Source organism: Catellatospora sp. TT07R-123, from assembly GCF_018327705.1.
Classification (GTDB): domain Bacteria; phylum Actinomycetota; class Actinomycetes; order Mycobacteriales; family Micromonosporaceae; genus Catellatospora.
This window is the reverse complement of sequence record NZ_BNEM01000002.1, coordinates 1,192,406-1,209,511: the sequence shown is the minus strand read 5'-3', so window position 1 is coordinate 1,209,511 and position 17,106 is coordinate 1,192,406. Positions and strand designations below refer to the sequence as shown.

Below are 17,106 nucleotides of genomic sequence, written 5' to 3'. Positions count from 1 at the left end.
AGTCGGCGGCCCGTCGGCAGACCGGTCAGACCTCGACGACGGCCGGGGTGTCGGTCGGCCGGGCCTGGCCGGGCACCGCCGCGCTCTGCACGCGGCGGCGCACCAGCAGCACCGACAGGGTGGCGACCGCGAGCACGATCAGGGGCAGCAGCATCGTCGACTTCATCGCGGCGACGTACGCCTCGTGGAAGGTCTTCAGGGCCAGGTCGATGACGTTCTGCGGGGTGCCGGGCGGCATCTTGGCGCCGCTCTGCCCCGCGCCGACCTCCAGGCCGCGCGAGCCCGCCTGGGCGAAGCCCTCCACGAACCGGCCCCGGAACGCCTCCGGCAGCGCGGCCGCGTTCGCGGTCGCCTTGGCCGTGAGCTGGTCGGAGAGCAGGCCCTGCAGCAGCGCGCCGACCGCCGCCGAGCCGATCACCGCGCCGAGCTGGCGGGTGGTGTTGATGAACCCGGAGGCGGCACCGGCCACCTGCGGGGCGACGTTGCGCATGGCGATGGTCTGTAGCGGCGCGAACGTGCAGCCCAGGCCGACACCGGCGATGAGCAGGCCGGGGAGTAGGTCGGCGCGGTGCGAGTCGACCTGCGCGGACCAGACGACCAGGCTCAGGCCGCCGACCCACAGGGTGAGCCCGCCGAACAGGATGAACTTGCCGCCCATCTTGTCGGCCAGCCGCCCGGCCACCGGGGCGATGAACATCGACACCAGCGACATCGGCGCGGTGGTCAGACCGGCCTGGAGCGCGGTCAGGCCGAGCACCGACTGGAGGTAGATGACCAGCGGCAGGAACAGGCCGAGCATGCCGAACGAGATCGCGGACACGACCCAGTTCATCAGCGAGAAGTTGCGGTCGGCGAAGATGCTGAACGGGATCAGCGGCTCGCCGTCGCGCTGCTTGTACTGCTGGAACATGAACAGCGCCAGCACGACCGCCGCGGCGATGAGGATCTGCGGGATGGTGACCGGGCCCCATGCCTTGCCCCACTTGTGCGGCTGGCCCTCGATCAGGCCGTAGCAGAGCAGGAACAGGCCGATGCTGACCAGCACGGTGCCGAGCACGTCGAGCTGGTGGCGCCGGTTGAGCCGCAGGTCGGGCATGACGATCCAGGCCAGGATCAGCGCGAAGACGCCGACCGGCAGGTTGACCAGGAAGATCCACTTCCAGCCGTAGTCGGTGACCAGCCAGCCGCCCAGGGTCGGGCCCGCGACGGTGGCCACGCCCGCGACCGCGCCCCAGATGCCGAACGCGGCACCGCGCTTGTCCGCCGGGAAGATCGTGGTGATCACCGACAGGGTCTGCGGGGTCAGCAGCGCGCCGCCGAAGCCCTGCACCACCCGGAAGACGATCAGCTGGGTCGGGTCCTGCGCGAACGCGCACGCCACCGAGGCGGCGGTGAAGATGACCAGACCGACCAGGAACAGCCGTTTGGGTCCGAACAGGTCGCCGAGGCGTCCGGCGGTGATCAGCAGGACCGCGTACACCAGGATGTAGGCGTTGAGGATCCACAGGATCTGGTCCAGCGACGCGCCGAGCCGGTCGATGATGTCGGGGATCGCGATGTTCACGATCGTGGTGTCGAGCAGGATCATGAAGAAGCCCAGGCACAGTGCGAACAGCACGATCCAGGGGCTGTGCTTGAGCGCGGGGGTGGGTGGGGGACCGCCGGCCGCGTTCGGGCCGCCGCCGGTAGAGGTTTCTGTGGCCATTGCCGACTCCTTCGGGGGTGTGGCCGAACCGGTGCAGCATACGGCGCGCACCTGGCCGCGATGCCGTCTGCGACTAGTACATATGTCCTGACTTTGGTGCGGCGTCTCGCTGGTTGCCATGACGGGACGCGGCGGGTGGCGGTGCGTGACGGCGAAGTCGACACGGCGTCCGACGCGTCCGGTCGGCCCGTTTCCCCTGCCCGCGCGGGCCGGCCGTGGGACGGTGGCAGCGGAGGTGGGTGACATGGTCCAGTACGGGTTCTACGTCCGCATGGAGGCCAGGCCGGAGAAGGCCGAGGAGGTGGCGCAGTTCCTGCGTGACGCCCTGGCGCTGGTGGAGGCCGAGCCGCGCACGATCACCTGGTTCGCCAACCGCGTCGGGCCGACCAGCTTCTTCATCTACGACACCTTCGACGACGAGGAGGGCCGACAGATCCACTTCGACGGCAAGGTCCGCCAGGCGCTGCTGGCCCGCGCCGACGAGCTGTTCGCCGAACCCCCGACGATCACGCCCGTGGACGTCCTCACCGCCAAACTCCACCTGCCCTGAGCCCGACCTTGGGCGTGTTGATCCGTGCAGTTTCGGGGAAACTGCACGAATCCGCCCTGGAATAGCAGCACTTTCCCCGAAACTGCCGCAACTCGCGCAAGGGAAGGCGGGCCGGGGCCGCACGATTGCATAAGTAACTTCTATAAGTACGTGATATAACTGGGAAGTGCAGGTTGCTTCTCAGGTGGCTGATGCTGCCCATGCCGATCTGGCGACGACGGTGCAGCGGCTGTTCACGGCGCTGCGGCGGCTCAGCCCGCCCGGCCTGAGCCTGACCGCCGCCTCGACGCTGGCCCGGCTGGACCGCGAGGGCGCGCACCGGCTCACCGAGCTGGCGGCCAAGGAGGGCGTGACCCAGCCCGCGATGACGCAGCTGGTCTCGCGCCTCGAACGCGACGGGCTGGCCGCGCGGGCGGCCGACCCCGAGGACGGCCGCGTCGTCCTCGTCGAGATCACCCCGGCCGGGCGCGAGCTGATGGCGCAGCGCCGCCAGATCCGCGCCGACCACATCAACGAGATCCTCGGCACCCTGTCCGAGGACGACCGGCGCGCCGTCGACGCCGCGCTGCCCGTGCTCAACCGCCTCGCGGACCTGATCCCGCAGTGACGCCCCGCTCCGGCGGGCCCAGTCCTGCCGCAGCACACCCCTCGAAAGAGAGAACCCGCGCATGAGCACCGCCGCAGACCGCTACAAGTGGGTCGCGCTGTCCAACACCACGCTCGGCATGCTGCTCGCCACGATCAACTCCTCGATCGTGCTGATCTCCCTACCGGCCATCTTCAACGGCATCGGGCTCAACCCGCTGCAGCCCGGCAACGTCGGCTACCTGCTGTGGATGCTGATGGGATACATGCTGGTCACCGCCGTGCTGGTGGTCACCCTGGGCCGCCTGGGCGACATCTTCGGCCGGGTCCGCATCTACAACCTCGGCTTCGCCATCTTCGCCGTCACCTCGGTGATCCTGGCGCTGGACCCGTTCACCGGCGGCGCGGGCGCGATGTGGCTGATCGGCTGGCGGGTGGTGCAGGCGATCGGCGGCTCGATGCTGATGGCCAACTCCGCCGCGATCATCACCGACGCGTTCCCGGCCCGCCAGCGCGGCACCGCGCTGGGCATCAACATCGTCGCGGGCATCGCGGGCTCGTTCATCGGCCTGGTCCTCGGCGGCGTGCTGGCCGAGTGGAACTGGCGCTCGATCTTCTGGGTGAACGTGCCGATCGCGCTGGTGGGCACGGTGTGGGCATACCGGTCGCTGCGTGACAACGGCGTGCGGCGCCCCGGGAAGATCGACTGGTGGGGCAACATCACCTTCGCGGCGGGCCTGACCGCCCTGCTGGCCGCCATCTCGTACGGCATCCAGCCCTACGGCGGCCACAGCATGGGCTGGACCAACCCGTGGATCATCGCGGGGCTGGTCGGCGGCGCGCTGCTGCTGGTCGTGTTCTGCGTGGTCGAGTCGCGCATCGCCGAGCCGATGTTCCCGCTGCACCTGTTCCGCAACCCGGCGTTCGCGGGCGGCAACGCCGCGAGCCTGCTCGGCGCGATCGCCCGGGGCGGCCTGCAGTTCATGCTGATCATCTGGCTCCAGGGCATCTGGCTGCCGCTGCACGGGTACGACTACGAGGCCACGCCCCTGTGGGCCGGCATCTACCTGCTCCCGCTGACCGTCGGCTTCCTGGCCGCCGGGCCGCTGTCGGGCTGGCTGTCCGACCGGTTCGGCGCGCGCATCTTCGCGGCGGGCGGCTTGCTGGTGATGGCGGCGTCGTTCGCGGGGCTGCTGCTCGTACCCACCAATTTCCACTACGGCGTCTTCGCCGCGCTGGTCTTCCTCAACGGCCTCGGCGGCGGCCTGTTCTCGGCCCCGAACACCGCCCAGGTCATGTCGGCGGTCCCCGCGCATCTGCGCGGCGTCGCCTCCGGCATGCGCGCCACCTTCATGAACGCGGGCATGGTGCTGTCCATCGGCGTCTTCTTCTCGCTGATGGTCGCGGGCCTGTCCAGCTCGCTGCCGGACACGCTGCGCGCCGGGCTCACCGCCCAGGGCGTGCCCGACGCGTCGGCGATCGCGATCGCGCAGCTGCCGCCGGTCGGCACGCTGTTCGCGGCGTTCCTCGGCTACAACCCGATCCAGGAGCTGCTCGGCCCGGACCTGCTGAGCAAGCTGCCCGCAGCCAACGCCGCGACCCTCACCGACCGGCAGTTCTTCCCCGACCTGATCGCCGGGCCCTTCCACGACGGGCTCGTGGTGGTGTTCTGGCTGGCCATCGCGATGGGCGTGATCGGCGCGGCGGTCAGCCTGATCGGCCCGCGCAAGGCCCGCACCCCCGACGACGAGGTCAGCCAGGAGACCGAGCTGGCCGACGAGCTCTACGGCGCCCAGCCGCTGACCCCGCACCCGGTCGCCGCCGAGCCGTCGGCGGCCCGACCTGCGGGTCAGCCGGTCTGAGACCGGCCGGGCGCCCGGCCGCGATCTTCGCACCAGATCGCGGCCGGGCGCCTCGCTCGTGCTCGGCCCGCCGAGGTCTAGGCTCTGGTCGTGGCGAAGTACTTCGACGTGCATCCGGACAACCCGCAGCCCCGCGCGATCAAGCAGGCGGTCGACATCGTCCGCGGCGGCGGGCTCATCGTGTATCCGACCGACTCGTGCTTCGCGTTCGGCTGCCAGCTGGGCAACAAGGACGGGCTGGATCGCATCCGCGAGATCCGCCACCTCGACGACCGGCACCACTTCACCCTGGTCTGCGCCGAGTTCGCGCAGCTGGGCCAGTTCGTGAAGATCGACAACTCGGTGTTCCGGCTGCTCAAGGCGAACACGCCCGGCGGTTACACGTTCATCCTCCCGGCCACGCGCGAGGTGCCCAAGCGGCTGCAGCACCCCAAGAAGCAGACCATCGGGGTGCGCATCCCGGCCCATGCGGTGGCCCAGGCGCTGCTGGCCGAACTCGCTGAGCCGCTGGTCTCCAGCACGCTGCTGCTGCCCGGCGAGGAGGAGCCGATGACGCAGGGCTGGGAGATCAAGGAGCGGCTCGACCACCAGGTCGACGCGGTCCTGGACTCCGGCGACTGCACCACCGGGCCGAGCACCGTGGTCGACCTGTCCGGCGACGAGCCGGAGATCCTGCGCCGGGGCGCCGGCGACCCGACCCCCTTCGAGTAACCGCCGGTCAGGTACGGCGCAGCCTCCCGGCCTGGACGGCGGCGACCACGGCGGCGGCGACCCGGTCGGGCAGGTCGTCGGTGATCGGTTCGCCGCTGATGTACATGCGGTAGTAGAACGGCGCCGCGAGCATCCGGATGACCTCCTCGGCGTCCGTGTCGGCGGGGATCTCGCCGCGTTCGGCGGCGCGCGCGACGACCGGGGCGGTGCCCTCGATGCGGCGCCGGATGGTGCGTGACAGCACCTGGCGCGCGGCCGGGTCGTGCACCGCGGCGGTGACGACGGCGTCCATCCACGGCCGGTGCACGGGGTGCCGGTTGAGGATGAGGATCACGCGGGCGATCTGCGCGAGGTCGTCGGCGAGCGGCCCGGCGTCGGTGAGCCGTACGTCCAGCGTGATCTCGTCGACCAGGTCTTGGAGCAGGCCGGTCAGGCTGCCCCAGCGGCGGTACACGGTCGAGGTGGCCACCCCGGCGCGGGCGGCGATCTTCTCCATCCCGGTTCCCGCGAAACCCTTCTCGGCCAGCTCGGCCATGGCAGCGTCGAAGACGGCGGCCCGGGTGCGCGAGGTGCGCCCGCCCGGCCGCACCGAGCCCGCTAAACGGGAACCGTCTTGCATTAAGGACTCCGGCTCTGTCACGATGCCCATGCTAACGCAAACTGCTTCTCGTTAAGAGGTGCTCATCGTGTATGAGGTCCCGCGCGTGTACCACCGGTTCGTGCAGGTGGGTGACGCCCGCGTCTTCTACCGGGAGACCGGGCCGCCGGACGCACCGGTGCTCCTGCTCCTGCACGGCTTCCCTTCGGGCTCGCACCAGTTCCGCCGCCTGTTCGACGCGCTCGGCACGCGCTACCGGCTGATCGCGCCGGACTACCCGGGATTCGGGCACACCGAGGTGCCCGCCGACTTCATCTACAGCTTCGAGAGCCTGACCGACGTGGTCGAGGGCTTCCTCGACGCCGTCGGCCTCGACCGGTTCGTCCTGTACGCCTTCGACTTCGGCGGCCCGGTCGGCATGCGGCTGGCCCAGCGCCGCCCGGAGGCCGTCGTGGGCCTCGTGGCGCAGAACGCCAACGCCTACGACGAGGGCCTGTCCGAGATGGCGCGCGGCATGGCCGCCGACCGGCCCGGCGTGGACGGGGCGCGGGAGCGGGCGCGCCAGATCCTCGTCCTGCCGGTCACCCGCGGCCAGTACGAGGGCGGCACCGCCGACCCCGAACTGGTCTCACCGGACGGCTGGACCCTGGACCAGCACTTCCTCGACCAGCCCGGCCGCAAGGACGCCCAGGTGGCGCTGGCGCTGGACTACCACACCAACCTGGCGCTGTACCCGGCCTGGCAGCGCTGGCTGGCCGAGCACCGGCCGCCGACGCTGGTGCTGTGGGGCCGCAACGACGCGTTCTTCCCCGAGCCCGGGGCGCACGCGTACCGGCGGGACCTGCCCGACGCCGAGATCCACCTCTTCGACACCGGGCACTTCGCGCTGGAGGAGTGCCTGCCCGAGATCGCACCGCTCATCGCCGACTTCGTCGGTCGTACCTGGGGAAAGAAGGAAGCAGCATGAAGATCGCCGTCATCGGCGCCGCGGGCAACCTCGGCAACGTCGTGGTCCGGGAGGCGCGCGAGCGCGGGCACGAGGTCACCACGCTCGGGCGCGCCGACGTCGACGCCACCGACGCGGCGTCGCTCAAGGACGCGGTGTACGGGCATGACGCCGTCGTCGTCGCGGTCAAGGGTCCGGACCGGACCGTGCCGCGTACCGCTGAGGCGCTGCTCGCGGCACTGCCCGCGGCCGGGGTGGCCCGCCTGGTGTTCCTCGGCGGCGGCGGCAGCCTGCTCGCGCCGTCCGGGCAGCGGTTCGTCGACTCGCCCGCGTTCCCGCCGCAATACCTGGAGACGGCGCTCGACCAGGGCGCCGCGTTGGAGATCCTGCGCGCCGCCCAGACCGACCTGCACTGGTCGTACGTCAGCCCGCCGCCGGTGCACCTGGTGCCGGGCGACAAGACCGGCGCCTACCGGGCCGAGGCGAGTGACACGCCGCTGACCGACGCGGCAGGGGAGTGCCGCATCTCGACCGGCGACTACGCCGCGGCGGTCGTCGACGCCGTCGAGCAGGGCACCTTCCCGCAGCAGCGGTTCACGGTCGCCTATTGAGCCGCGTCCGCAGCGGGTGCCCGGATTCCCGGCCGCCCGCTGCGGCCTGCCCAAATTCGTCCGCTCGGGCCGGTCGCGCTGTCGGTGCGACGCGGTACGGTCGCCCGCGACAGCAACCGGCACGGGAGGACGCATGGACGAGCTCGACTTCTACCGCCGGCACAGCCCGGTCACCGATCCGGGCGCGCACCGCGCCGCGTTCGCCGGGCTGCCCGCCGACGTCGCCGAGCTGGCCGAGGTCGTACGCGGGGTGGTGCTGCACCGCGACGAGGCGAAGTGGCGGTTCGGCCTGGACCTGACCGAGGCACGCCGCGACGAGGCGAACACGCGGCACACCGCGGCGATCCTGGACCGGCTCGGCGCGGACCTGGCGGCCCGCCCGGTGCCCGAGCGCTTCGCCGGGACCTGCCGCGACTTCTCGGTGCTGCTGTGCGCGGCACTGCGCGAGGCCGGGGTGCCCGCCAGGGTGCGGGTCGGCTTCGCGGGCTACTTCGCGCCGGACTTCTTCGACGACCACTGGGTGGTCGAATGGTGGCACGGTGACGGCTGGCGGCTGGTGGACGCCCAGCTCGCAGGCGGTGCGCGGGCCGCGTACGGGTCGGCGGTGGACCATCTGGACGTGCCGCGCGACGGGTTCCTGGTGGCGGGGCGCGCCTGGCAGGAGTGCCGGGCCGGTGACCGCGACCCGGGCACGTTCGGCGTCCACAGCGTGGGGCTGACCGGCATGTGGGAGGTCCAGGGCAACCTGCTGCGCGACCTGGCCGCGCTCAACGGGGTGGAGGTGCTGCCCTGGGACAACTGGGGGCTGATCCCCCGGCACTACGATGAGCTGACCGCCGCCGAGCTGGCCCTGCTGGACCGGGTCGCCGTGATCAGCGCCGCGGGCGGGCCGCTGGCCGAGGCGGTGGAGCTGTACCGGTCGGAGCCGTCGCTCCAGGTCCCGGGCGATCCGCTGACGGGCGCGTCGCTGGCGTAGCGGGCAGGGGCGGCGACCTACCTTTCCGGTATGCGACGATTCCTGCCGTTCCTGCCGGTCCTGCCGTTGGCCGCCCTGCTCCTGCTCCTGCCTGGCTGCGGCGGCTCCGGCGCCGCCCTGCCGCCTCCGCCGTCCGCCGCACCGGACTCGCCTGGTCCGCAGGCGTCGCCGGTGGCGGGACAGTGGCCGACCCCCGCCGACTGCGTGTTCTACGACCCCGCCCGGCTGCGGGTCGGCTACGAGGCCGGGGTGTACACGGTCGCCGACGGCGCGACCCCGGTGCTGCGCCTGCACGGCGGGCCGGGGGCGGCATCCGGCGGGCAGGGGCTCGCGCTGGCGCAGCGCTACCGCAGGCACTGCTATGTCGGGCGCGGCAACGCCCGCGAGGACGGCGACACGTTCGTCTTCGACTACTGGCTGGACCCCTCGGGGCGGGCCGCGGTGATCGAGGGCGAGCAGGACAACTGCTCGGCGTACGAGCCGGGACACCTGATCGTCGAGGACATGGGCCACGGTGACGGCTGGCGGGTCAAGGACCACGACCACATCCTGCACGTGTTCGACACCGAGGCCGACGCCCGCGCGGGCAGCCGGGTGCTGGCGAACTACCACCGGATCTGCTTCCTCGGCGGCTACGACGGGGAGGCGCAGGAGGTCGTCACCTACTTTCCGTGATCTAACAATTACAACGTGTTGCAACAGTGCCGGTGTGGCTGAGCGTGCGCGGCCGCACGGTGCGACATCATGCAGGCATGGATGCCGAGGTGCGGCTGCGTACGCGTGAGTCGGTCGGGTATGACGGGGAGCCGTCGTTCGACTGCGAGCTCGACTACTACCTGGTCTACGCCGAGCCCGACGACGTGTGGCGCGGGGTGGCCCCGTGCGGGATCGCCGTCGAGGAGTTCGTGCTGCACGAGGACTTCGCCGCGGCCGGGGTGGACAGCGCGGTGTGGTCGGCCGGCGAGGGCTGGTGGAGCTCGGCGGGCTTCAGCCGGTCGCTGCGGGCGGACGCGCGGGTGCGCACGGTGGTGCGCCCGACCGGCCGGTCAGCCGCCGAGGAGGCGTACCGGCGGCTGACCGACACCGACCTGCCGCACGCCGGTGAGCTGCGCAGGCAGTTCGCCGACCGCGACCTCCGGCCCGCCTCCGCCCCGCTGCGGCTGGGCCCGGCGCAGGTCCCGGCCGGATTCTTCGACCGGCGCGTGTACCGCATCCTGTTCGCGGGCGACCTCGGCGAGCACGGCATGGCCGATCTGTGGTGCCGCGAGTGGCTTCAGCCGGTCGACGACCCGGCCGAGCCCCGGGTCCTGGGCCGCGGCGCGCTCGCGGCGCAGGCACACGAGTTCAGCTGGGAACTGCGGCGTATCGGCTTCGGCGTGGCCTGGAGCATCGACCTGACCGCGCTGCTGGGCCCGGACTCGGAGCCGGAACCCGCGACGCTGGGCGCGCTGCTGCACCGGCTGCGCAGCCTGCTGCGCGATCGCGGCCTCATCCCGGTCACCGTCGAACGCTTCGCCTGAGCTCGGGTCAGCGGAGGCAGGTCAGCCGCCTAGTTCGTGCTTGCGGCGCAGCAGTGCCGAGCGGGCGGCGCGGGCGCGGACCAGGTTCACCACCGCCAGCGCGAGCAGGGCCAGCACCAGGGCCAGCAGCAGCGGCTGAGCCGGCCGGCGCGCGACGGTGACGGCCACGACCAGCCCGGTCAGCAGCACCGTCGCGCCCAGGGCGAGCCAGCCCGCGACGACGCGGTCGCGGGCGAACAGCGGCGTACGCCGGGTCAGCGCCCACACGCCGTACCCGGCCCAGGCCAGGCCGACCGCGACCAGTGCGGCGAACGCCACCTGGGTCCGGACCGGCAGGTCCGGCTCGGTGGCCCACAGGACCCCGATCGCGGCGGCGCCGGCGCACCCGCCGATCGCGGCGGCCGCGGTGGCCACCCGCCGCCACGGCGACAGCGGCCGCTCCAGCCGGGCCAGCATCTCCTCGGCGTTCATGGACGTCCTCCCTGTGATTCGATCGCCGCGCGCACCATCCGCCGGGCCCGCGACAGGCGTGACTTCACCGTGCCGACCGGCACGCCGCAGATCTCGGCGCACGTCTCCAGCGGCAGGTCTTCCAGGTGGAACAGGACCAGCACCTCGCGCTCGCGCACCGGCAGCGCCGCCAGGTGCCGTGTCACCTCGGCCCGCTCGGCGACCAGGTCGCCGTGGTCGGGCACGGCCAGGTCGGGGGTCTCGGCCGCGGCCTCGGGCCGGGCGTACTCCTCCCGCAGCCGGTTGATCACCACTCGGCGCGCGATGGTGAACAGCCACGGGGTGAACCGCTCCGGCCGGCGCAGCTTCGGCAGACCGCGCAACACCGCCACCCACACCTCCTGGGCCACGTCGTCGGCGAGCGCCGGGCCGAGCATGCGGCGCACGTACGCCAGCACCGGGTCGTGCCACTGGCGCACCAGCTGCGCCAGCGCGTCCCGTTCGCCGAGCCGGCAGCGGACCACCAGTAATTCGTCTGTCATGGTCACCTCCTCGGCCAATACAGTCGCGTCGGTCACAGGGAAGGTTCACGGACCGGTTTGTCGAGGTTCTCTTGAGGGAAGTCGGGTCTGGTTGAAGGCACGCCGCCCGTGACTGACCGGAGTGACTCCCGCTTATGTCGATCATCGAAAGAACGGCGCCGGCTGCTGCCATCACGCCCGCGCCGACGGCCCGTGCCCGCAGCCCGTACGTGGACACGCTGCGCGCGGCCGCGATCGTCCGGGTGTTCCTCAACCACGCGATCCCGATCGGGGCGCTGACCACCCTGTTCCCGTCGATGTGGCTCATGTTCGGGCTGGCCGGATATCTGACGGCCGTCTCGCTGGAGCGCGGTGGCGCGGCCCCGACCGTGCGGTCGCGGCTGCGCCGCCTGCTGCCGCCGCTGTGGGCGCTGGGCGCGATCGCGCTGCCGCTGATGCTGCTGCAGGGCTGGCTGCACGACCCGCAGCAGCCGATGCGCTGGTACGACCCGCTGCTGTGGGTGCTGCCGCTGGCCAACCCGCCCGCCTCGCCCGACGGCGGGATCTTCGTGGTCGCGCTGTGGTACCTGCGCGCCTACCTGTGGTTCGTGCTGCTGTCGCCGCTGCTGTGGTGGGCGGTGCGCCGCTGGCCGCTGCCGACGCTGCTCGCCCCGCTGGCCCTGGCCGTGGCGTGCGTGACCGTGATCACCATTCCGTCCGACCCCGTCGGCGACGTGATCTGGTCCACCGCCGCGTACGGCACCTGCTGGCTGCTCGGGTACGCCCGCCACCTGCGCCTGCTCGACCGGGTGCCGCTGGCGGCGGCCCTGGCGATCGGCGCCGCCCTGGGCATGATGGCACTGCGCTCCAACGGCTCGCCGCTGTCGGAGGTGCTCTGGGGCACGGCGGTGGTCCTCGTCGCCCTTCGCCTGCGCCCGTCCATGACCTGGTACGACCGCCTGCCTGAGCTGCCGCGCCGGGCCGTGGCGGTCCTCAACGCCCGCGCCGTCACCGTCTACGTCTGGCAGTTCCCGATGATCTTCGTCGGCCACTGGCTGATCAACCGCACCGGTGTCCCGGCACTCACCGACTCCGCGCCGGTCACCCTGCTCGTCACGATCCCGCTCACGGCACTGGCGGTGCTCTGCTTCGGCTGGGTGGAGGACGTCGCCGCCCGGCGGGCGCCCCGCCTGCTCCCCACGATCACCCTCACCCGCCGACCCGCCACCGCCTAAACCCGCGGCGCGGCGGGTCGGCGCGGGGTCAGCTGGCGCGGGTGGTGGCGTTGACGAGGGCCGCGACGGCGCTGCCGGCCAGGCAGGACAGGACGACGCGGCGGAAGGCGAGCGGGTCCATCCGGTGGAAGATGACGTTGCCCAGCCATGCGCCGAGCGCCGTCGCGGGCAGTCCGGCCGCCGCGAGCAGGGTCGCGTGCCAGGTCAGGGTCCCGGCGACACCGAAGCCGACCACCGCGACCGGCCCGACCACGCCGAAGATCAGCGCCACGGTGGCCCGGAACACGCGCGGCTCCAGCTTCATCGCCCGCAGCGTCGCCACCAGCGGCGGCCCGTTGGTGCCGGTGGTGGTGGTCAGCACCCCGGCCAGGATTCCGGCCGCGGCGGCGGTGCCCGCCCCGGGGGAGAGCTGCCAGCCGCGCCACACCACGAGCGTGCTGGTCAGGTTGACCACCGCGATCAGGATCAGCAGCGCGAGGTCGGGCAGCGAGACCAGCAGCAGCAGGCCCAGCGGCATGCCGACGGCGACCGCGATCAGCAGGCGCCGGGCCACGGGCAGCTCGGCGTGGGCGCGCTCGCGCCAGGCGGTCGCGGCGTTGAGGATCAGGCTCACGATGGTGGCCGACACCACGGCGGGCTGCGGCTGGTCGGCCATGGCCAGCAGGGGTACGGAAACCAGCGCGAAGCCGAAGCCGGTCACCGCCTGCGCGAAGGCGGCCAGTCCGAAGACGGCGGCGGCGACGAGGTACAGGGTCACGGCGGCATACCGTACCCCCTGGTGGGCGGCCCTGCCGACCGGAGGTCAGCGGGCTGGCTGGGCCTCGGCGAGCAGCTTGCCCAGCCGGGTCAGCCCCTCGACCAGGTCGGTGTCGCCGAGGGCGTACGACAGCCGGAAGTAGCCGGGCGTCCCGAACGCCTCGCCGGGCACCAGCGCGACCTCGGCCTCGTCGAGCACCAGCGCGGCCAGCTCGGCCGACGTCTGCGGCCGGCGTCCGCGCAGCTCCCGGCCGAGCAGCCCCTTGACCGACGGGTACGCGTAGAACGCGCCGAACGGTTCGGGGCAGACCACTCCCGGGATGTCGTTGAGCATCGCGACCATGGTCCGGCGGCGCCGGTCGAACGCCTGGCGCATGTGGTCGACGGCGGACAGGTCCCCGGCGACGGCGGCCAGCGCGGCGGCCTGGGCCACGTTGCAGACGTTGGAGCTCAGGTGCGACTGGAGGTTGGTCGCGGCGGCCACCACGTCCGGGGCGGCGATGAGCCAGCCGACGCGCCAGCCGGTCATGGCGTACGTCTTGGCGACGCCGTTGAGGATCACCACCTTGTCGCCCAGTTCCGGCACGGCGGCGGCGATGCTGGCGAACGACGCGTCACCGTAGGTGAGGTGCTCGTAGATCTCGTCGGTGATCACCCACAGCCCGTGTTCGGCGGCCCAGCGGCCGATCGCGGCGACCTGCTCGGGCGGGTACACCGCGCCGGTGGGGTTGGCGGGGGAGGCGAACAGCAGCGCCTTGGTGCGCGGGGTGCGGGCGGCCTCCAGCTGCTCGACCGTGGCCAGGTAGCCGGAGTGCTCGTCGGTGTGCACGTCGACCTGCACCGCCCCGGCCAGCTTGACCGCCTCCGGGTACGTGGTCCAGTACGGCGCGACCACGATGATCTCGTCGCCGGGGTCGAGCAGGGTCGCGAACGCGGTGTACACCGCCTGCTTGCCGCCGTTGGTGACCAGCACCTGGCCCGGCTGCACGGCGTAGCCGGAGTCGCGCAGGGTCTTGGCGGCGATCGCCTCGCGCAGCTCGGGCAGGCCGGGGGTGGGGGAGTACTTGTGCATGCGCGGGTCGGCGCAGGCGGCCTGGGCCGCCGCGACGATGTAGTCGGGGGTCGGGAAGTCGGGCTCGCCCGCGCCGAAGCCGATCACCGGGCGACCGGCCGCCTTGAGGGCCTTGGCCTTGCCGTCGACGGCGAGCGTGGCTGATTCGGCGATGGCCGCGATCCGGCCCGAAATCCGTTGCATGCGCCCACTCTTGCACATTCCGGACGTGGGCGCGGGGCACCGGGGCGGCCGTGTCCGGGTCCGCGCGGCCGCCCCGCCCCGGCGCGGGACGGGCCGGGACGGCCGCACGGGGTCGGCGACCCGGGGATCAGCAGCCCGGGTGCAGCTTCGCCTGGACGGCGTCGGGGACCTTGACCGCGCCGTCGCACACGCCGTCCGAACCGACCGCGACCGGGGTCCACTTGCCGGTGGCGGGGTCGTACCGGAACAGCACCACCAGCGGATCGGCGTTCTTCACGACCGTCATCGCGGTGGACCAGCCCTCGGCGCACTTCGGCTCGCCGATGCCGGTGACGCTCTTGTCGATCTCGTCGAAGACGGCCGGGGTGGCCTTGAGCGACTCGTACATCAGGTTGACGTCCGGCGGGCAGCCGTCGGCGGCGGCCGAGGGCGACGCCGACGGGACGGACGCCGACGCCACCGCGCTGGGCGTGGCACCGGTCGCCGTGTCGTCGGTCGAGGAGCAGGCCGTGGCGCCGGCGGCGACGGCGGCCACGAAGAGAAGCCCGAGCAGTCGGTGGTGCTTCGTGAAAGTCACGCCAGAACTAATACACCCGTGGCCGGTCGCCGACCTAATTGGACAGACGATTCTACAGTTTCGGGGAAAGTGCACGAATACCGGCGAGGATTGCTGCACTTTCCCCGAAACTGCACGAACCCACGGGCCGCGCGGGGGCGCGGCGGGGCGCGGCGGAGGTCAGCGGAGGGTGCGGTCCAGGGTGTATCGGCGCTGGAGCAGCATCGCGACGATCATCAGTACGGCCGGGACGAGGCCGAACCCGAGGCGGATCATGGTATGCGCCAGCCCCGGCTGCGCCACCTGGTCGCCCGCGCCGGAGGCGACGAACCCGCCCGCGGCCAGGCACGCCGAGTAGACGTACGGGCCGAGCGCCCCACCGGTGGCCTCGGCGGCCGTCCACACCCCGGTGTACGTCCCGGCCCGCTCGGTGCCCCCGGCCGCGCGGATGGCGTCGGGCATCATCGAGAACGGCAGCAGCTGCATCGCCGCGAACGCCACACCCAGCACCGCGACCGCGCCGATCAGCACCGGCAGCCCGGCGGCCGAGCCGAGCGCCAGCACCAGCGACCCGGCGACGAACGCGCCCTGGGCGATGAGCAGGCCGGGCTGCTTGCCGATGCGGCGGGCCACCGCGACCCAGACCGGCGTCGCCACCAGCGCGGGGGCGACGAACGCGGCGACCAGCACGGTGGTCAGCCCGGGGCGGCCGAGTTCGTACTTCGCGAAGTAGGGGACGGCGGCCAGCACCAGGTGGGTGGTGGTCGACATGGCCAGGTAGGCGCCGACCAGCCAGCGGAACTGCGGGTCGCGCAGCGCCCCGAGCAGCGTCCGGAATCCGGCGGCGGGGTGGGCCGCCGCCGGAGCCTGCCCGGGGGCGGCGGCGGCCAGGCGGCGCACGCCGCCGATGCCGACCAGCATCGTCGCCAGCATGGTCGCGCCGAGGACCGCGCCCATCAGGGCGTATCCGGCACGGGTGGGGTCCTGCCTGCCCGCGAGCATCGGGGCGACGACGCCGGACAGCAGGATGCCGACGGTCAGCACGACCATCCGGAAGCCCATCAGCCGGGTGCGCTCGTGGTAGCCGATGCCGAGGTCGGCGGGGGTGGACAGGTAGGGCACCTGGTACGCGGCGAACAGCAGGTTGCCCGCGACGAAGCCGACGGCGACCCAGGCCGCCGCCGGGGCGCCGGACAGCCCGCCCGGCACCGCGAACAGGCCCGCGAACGCCAGCGGCAGGCCGCAGCCCAGCACCATCAGGGCGCGGCGGTGGCCGCGGCGGCGCAGGTCGCGGTCGGACAGGTGGCCGACCCAGGGGTGCAGCAGCACGTCGGCGACCTTGGGCAGCAGCAGCACCACGCCCGCCAGCAGCGGCGTCACGGCGAGCACGTCGGTGAGGAAGTACAGCAGCAGCAGGCCGGGTACGGTCACCCAGGTCCCCATGCCGAGCGAGCCCGTCGCGTACGCCAGCATGCCGCCGCGCGGCAGCCGGGCGGCCTGCGCCGCGGCGGCCTCGGGCGCGGTCTCGCCGGGGCTGTAATCCAACATTCGCTGGATAGTAGGGCACGATGGGAGCCATGACCACACCCCGCCGCGGACCTGGCCGTCCGCGCAGCACCGACCGCCGGGCCACCCCGGACGCGATCGTCGTCGCGGCTACCGCGCTGTTCGCCCGGCGCGGCTTCGACGCGGTCGGCATGCGCGAGGTCGCCGCGGCCGCCGGGGTCGACGTCGCGACCGTGCACCACCACGTGGGCACGAAGGCGGCGCTCTACGACGCCTGCTTCGCCCACGTCTACGACGCGGAGCGCACGGTGCTCGCCCAGGCCACCGGTGCCGCCGGGGCGGCGCTGGGGTCCGGCCCGGCCGCGGCCATGACCGCCCTGCACGAGCTGCTGGACAGCTTCGTCGACTTCCTGGAGGACCGGCCGGAGACCACCGGCCTGTGGCTGCGCCGCTGGCTGGAGCCCGACCGCCACGCCGAGCTGGACGAGCGCTACTCCCACCCGCTCTACCGGGCGGTCGAGCAGGTGCTCGCCCAGGCGCACGCGGCCGGGGTGCTGGACGAGCCCGACCCGCACCTGGCCGTGCGCAGCCTGGTCTGGGCGGTGCACGCGCACGTCGTGGGCCTGCTGGCCGGGTCGGCCGGGGCGCGCCAGCGCCGGGAGTTCCGGGCGTACGCGCACCGCTGGCTGGACCGGATGTACGCCCCCCGCCCTTGACGTCGCCCGTCCCCTCCGGCAATATCCAGCAGGCGTTGGATTAATTG

The 17,106-nt window shown here is 72.8% G+C and carries 19 protein-coding genes; 11 read left to right on the top strand and 8 right to left on the bottom strand.

What is annotated here, in order from left to right; genetic code table 11:
* Nucleotides 1–25: 25 nt before the first annotated feature.
* Nucleotides 26–1,705, bottom strand: coding sequence for a DHA2 family efflux MFS transporter permease subunit (locus tag Cs7R123_RS25510; protein ID WP_212830238.1), 1,680 nt, complete (start codon nucleotides 1,703–1,705; stop codon nucleotides 26–28).
* A 244-nt stretch (nucleotides 1,706–1,949) separates the two neighbouring features.
* On the opposite strand from Cs7R123_RS25510, the gene Cs7R123_RS25505 reads away from it, so the two are divergent.
* The 4 genes from Cs7R123_RS25505 (at nucleotide 1,950) to Cs7R123_RS25490 (ending at nucleotide 5,413) form a co-directional block, all read left to right on the top strand.
* Nucleotides 1,950–2,255 carry a putative quinol monooxygenase gene (locus Cs7R123_RS25505; protein WP_212830237.1) on the top strand — a complete coding sequence of 102 codons (306 nt, stop codon included), beginning with the start codon at nucleotides 1,950–1,952 and terminating at the stop codon, nucleotides 2,253–2,255.
* Between the two features lie 184 nt (nucleotides 2,256–2,439).
* The gene (locus tag Cs7R123_RS25500) at nucleotides 2,440–2,862 is read left to right on the top strand and encodes a MarR family winged helix-turn-helix transcriptional regulator (RefSeq protein WP_244872135.1); all 423 of its coding nucleotides are present in this window, start codon (nucleotides 2,440–2,442) and stop codon (nucleotides 2,860–2,862) included.
* Nucleotides 2,863–2,923: 61 nt separating this feature from the next.
* Entirely contained in the window at nucleotides 2,924–4,702 is a 1,779-nt protein-coding gene (locus Cs7R123_RS25495) for an MFS transporter (RefSeq protein ID WP_212830236.1), read from the top strand.
* A 90-nt stretch (nucleotides 4,703–4,792) separates the two neighbouring features.
* Entirely contained in the window at nucleotides 4,793–5,413 is a 621-nt protein-coding gene (locus Cs7R123_RS25490) for an L-threonylcarbamoyladenylate synthase (RefSeq protein WP_212830235.1), read from the top strand.
* 7 nt (nucleotides 5,414–5,420) lie between these two features.
* Here the strand turns inward: Cs7R123_RS25490 and Cs7R123_RS25485 are convergent, their stop codons facing one another.
* On the bottom strand, nucleotides 5,421–6,032 hold the full coding sequence (locus Cs7R123_RS25485) for a TetR/AcrR family transcriptional regulator (protein ID WP_212830234.1): 612 nt from the start codon (nucleotides 6,030–6,032) through the stop codon (nucleotides 5,421–5,423).
* A 67-nt stretch (nucleotides 6,033–6,099) separates the two neighbouring features.
* Between Cs7R123_RS25485 and Cs7R123_RS25480 the strand changes: the two genes are divergently transcribed.
* The 5 genes from Cs7R123_RS25480 to Cs7R123_RS25460 all read left to right on the top strand — a co-directional run bounded on the left by Cs7R123_RS25480 (nucleotide 6,100) and on the right by Cs7R123_RS25460 (nucleotide 10,064).
* On the top strand, nucleotides 6,100–6,978 hold the full coding sequence (locus Cs7R123_RS25480) for an alpha/beta fold hydrolase (RefSeq protein WP_244872134.1): 879 nt from the start codon (nucleotides 6,100–6,102) through the stop codon (nucleotides 6,976–6,978).
* Nucleotides 6,975–7,568, top strand: coding sequence for an NAD(P)-dependent oxidoreductase (locus tag Cs7R123_RS25475; protein WP_212830233.1), 594 nt, complete (start codon nucleotides 6,975–6,977; stop codon nucleotides 7,566–7,568). The genes Cs7R123_RS25480 and Cs7R123_RS25475 overlap by 4 nt, the downstream gene beginning before the upstream one ends.
* 133 nt (nucleotides 7,569–7,701) lie before the next feature.
* Entirely contained in the window at nucleotides 7,702–8,544 is an 843-nt protein-coding gene (locus tag Cs7R123_RS25470; RefSeq protein WP_212830232.1) for a transglutaminase-like domain-containing protein, read from the top strand.
* A gap of 30 nt (nucleotides 8,545–8,574) precedes the next feature.
* Complete coding sequence (locus Cs7R123_RS25465; protein ID WP_212830231.1) at nucleotides 8,575–9,219, top strand: hypothetical protein; 645 nt, start codon at nucleotides 8,575–8,577, stop codon at nucleotides 9,217–9,219.
* Between the two features lie 77 nt (nucleotides 9,220–9,296).
* On the top strand, nucleotides 9,297–10,064 hold the full coding sequence (locus tag Cs7R123_RS25460) for a hypothetical protein (RefSeq protein WP_212830230.1): 768 nt from the start codon (nucleotides 9,297–9,299) through the stop codon (nucleotides 10,062–10,064).
* Nucleotides 10,065–10,085: 21 nt separating this feature from the next.
* On the opposite strand, the gene Cs7R123_RS25455 is transcribed toward Cs7R123_RS25460, so the two are convergent.
* Both Cs7R123_RS25455 and Cs7R123_RS25450 read right to left on the bottom strand, forming a co-directional pair.
* Nucleotides 10,086–10,535, bottom strand: coding sequence for a hypothetical protein (locus Cs7R123_RS25455; RefSeq protein ID WP_212830229.1), 450 nt, complete (start codon nucleotides 10,533–10,535; stop codon nucleotides 10,086–10,088).
* Entirely contained in the window at nucleotides 10,532–11,056 is a 525-nt protein-coding gene (locus Cs7R123_RS25450) for an RNA polymerase sigma factor (RefSeq protein WP_212830228.1), read from the bottom strand. The genes Cs7R123_RS25455 and Cs7R123_RS25450 overlap by 4 nt, the downstream gene beginning before the upstream one ends.
* Before the next feature lie 134 nt (nucleotides 11,057–11,190).
* Here Cs7R123_RS25450 and Cs7R123_RS25445 point away from each other — a divergent pair, with 134 nt between their 5' ends.
* Complete coding sequence (locus tag Cs7R123_RS25445) at nucleotides 11,191–12,270, top strand: acyltransferase (RefSeq protein ID WP_212830227.1); 1,080 nt, start codon at nucleotides 11,191–11,193, stop codon at nucleotides 12,268–12,270.
* A 28-nt stretch (nucleotides 12,271–12,298) separates the two neighbouring features.
* Here the strand turns inward: Cs7R123_RS25445 and Cs7R123_RS25440 are convergent, their stop codons facing one another.
* From Cs7R123_RS25440 to Cs7R123_RS25425, 4 genes are all read right to left on the bottom strand, one after another.
* On the bottom strand, nucleotides 12,299–13,027 hold the full coding sequence (locus Cs7R123_RS25440; RefSeq protein ID WP_212830226.1) for a sulfite exporter TauE/SafE family protein: 729 nt from the start codon (nucleotides 13,025–13,027) through the stop codon (nucleotides 12,299–12,301).
* 45 nt (nucleotides 13,028–13,072) lie between these two features.
* On the bottom strand, nucleotides 13,073–14,281 hold the full coding sequence (locus Cs7R123_RS25435; protein ID WP_212830225.1) for a pyridoxal phosphate-dependent aminotransferase: 1,209 nt from the start codon (nucleotides 14,279–14,281) through the stop codon (nucleotides 13,073–13,075).
* A gap of 127 nt (nucleotides 14,282–14,408) precedes the next feature.
* On the bottom strand, nucleotides 14,409–14,858 hold the full coding sequence (locus Cs7R123_RS25430) for a hypothetical protein (protein ID WP_212830224.1): 450 nt from the start codon (nucleotides 14,856–14,858) through the stop codon (nucleotides 14,409–14,411).
* A 159-nt stretch (nucleotides 14,859–15,017) separates the two neighbouring features.
* Nucleotides 15,018–16,385: an MFS transporter gene (locus Cs7R123_RS25425; RefSeq protein WP_212830223.1), complete on the bottom strand. Its 1,368-nt coding sequence runs from the start codon at nucleotides 16,383–16,385 to the stop codon at nucleotides 15,018–15,020.
* A 29-nt stretch (nucleotides 16,386–16,414) separates the two neighbouring features.
* Between Cs7R123_RS25425 and Cs7R123_RS25420 the strand changes: the two genes are divergently transcribed.
* Entirely contained in the window at nucleotides 16,415–17,059 is a 645-nt protein-coding gene (locus Cs7R123_RS25420; RefSeq protein ID WP_212830222.1) for a TetR/AcrR family transcriptional regulator, read from the top strand.
* The last annotated feature ends 47 nt before the right edge of the window (nucleotides 17,060–17,106 follow it).

What these genes read in the sequence shown, in the direction of transcription:
- Cs7R123_RS25510 (WP_212830238.1), bottom strand. Translation starts at nt 1,705, where the DNA reads ATGGCCACAGAAACCTCTACCGGCGGCGGCCCGAACGCGGCCGGCGGT.
- Cs7R123_RS25505 (WP_212830237.1), top strand. Translation starts at nt 1,950, where the DNA reads ATGGTCCAGTACGGGTTCTACGTCCGCATGGAGGCCAGGCCGGAGAAG.
- Cs7R123_RS25495 (WP_212830236.1), top strand. Translation starts at nt 2,924, where the DNA reads ATGAGCACCGCCGCAGACCGCTACAAGTGGGTCGCGCTGTCCAACACC.
- Cs7R123_RS25485 (WP_212830234.1), bottom strand. Translation starts at nt 6,032, where the DNA reads ATGCAAGACGGTTCCCGTTTAGCGGGCTCGGTGCGGCCGGGCGGGCGC.
- Cs7R123_RS25475 (WP_212830233.1), top strand. Translation starts at nt 6,975, where the DNA reads ATGAAGATCGCCGTCATCGGCGCCGCGGGCAACCTCGGCAACGTCGTG.
- Cs7R123_RS25470 (WP_212830232.1), top strand. Translation starts at nt 7,702, where the DNA reads ATGGACGAGCTCGACTTCTACCGCCGGCACAGCCCGGTCACCGATCCG.
- Cs7R123_RS25465 (WP_212830231.1), top strand. Translation starts at nt 8,575, where the DNA reads ATGCGACGATTCCTGCCGTTCCTGCCGGTCCTGCCGTTGGCCGCCCTG.
- Cs7R123_RS25460 (WP_212830230.1), top strand. Translation starts at nt 9,297, where the DNA reads ATGGATGCCGAGGTGCGGCTGCGTACGCGTGAGTCGGTCGGGTATGAC.
- Cs7R123_RS25455 (WP_212830229.1), bottom strand. Translation starts at nt 10,535, where the DNA reads ATGAACGCCGAGGAGATGCTGGCCCGGCTGGAGCGGCCGCTGTCGCCG.
- Cs7R123_RS25450 (WP_212830228.1), bottom strand. Translation starts at nt 11,056, where the DNA reads ATGACAGACGAATTACTGGTGGTCCGCTGCCGGCTCGGCGAACGGGAC.
- Cs7R123_RS25445 (WP_212830227.1), top strand. Translation starts at nt 11,191, where the DNA reads ATGTCGATCATCGAAAGAACGGCGCCGGCTGCTGCCATCACGCCCGCG.
- Cs7R123_RS25435 (WP_212830225.1), bottom strand. Translation starts at nt 14,281, where the DNA reads ATGCAACGGATTTCGGGCCGGATCGCGGCCATCGCCGAATCAGCCACG.
- Cs7R123_RS25425 (WP_212830223.1), bottom strand. Translation starts at nt 16,385, where the DNA reads ATGTTGGATTACAGCCCCGGCGAGACCGCGCCCGAGGCCGCCGCGGCG.
- Cs7R123_RS25420 (WP_212830222.1), top strand. Translation starts at nt 16,415, where the DNA reads ATGACCACACCCCGCCGCGGACCTGGCCGTCCGCGCAGCACCGACCGC.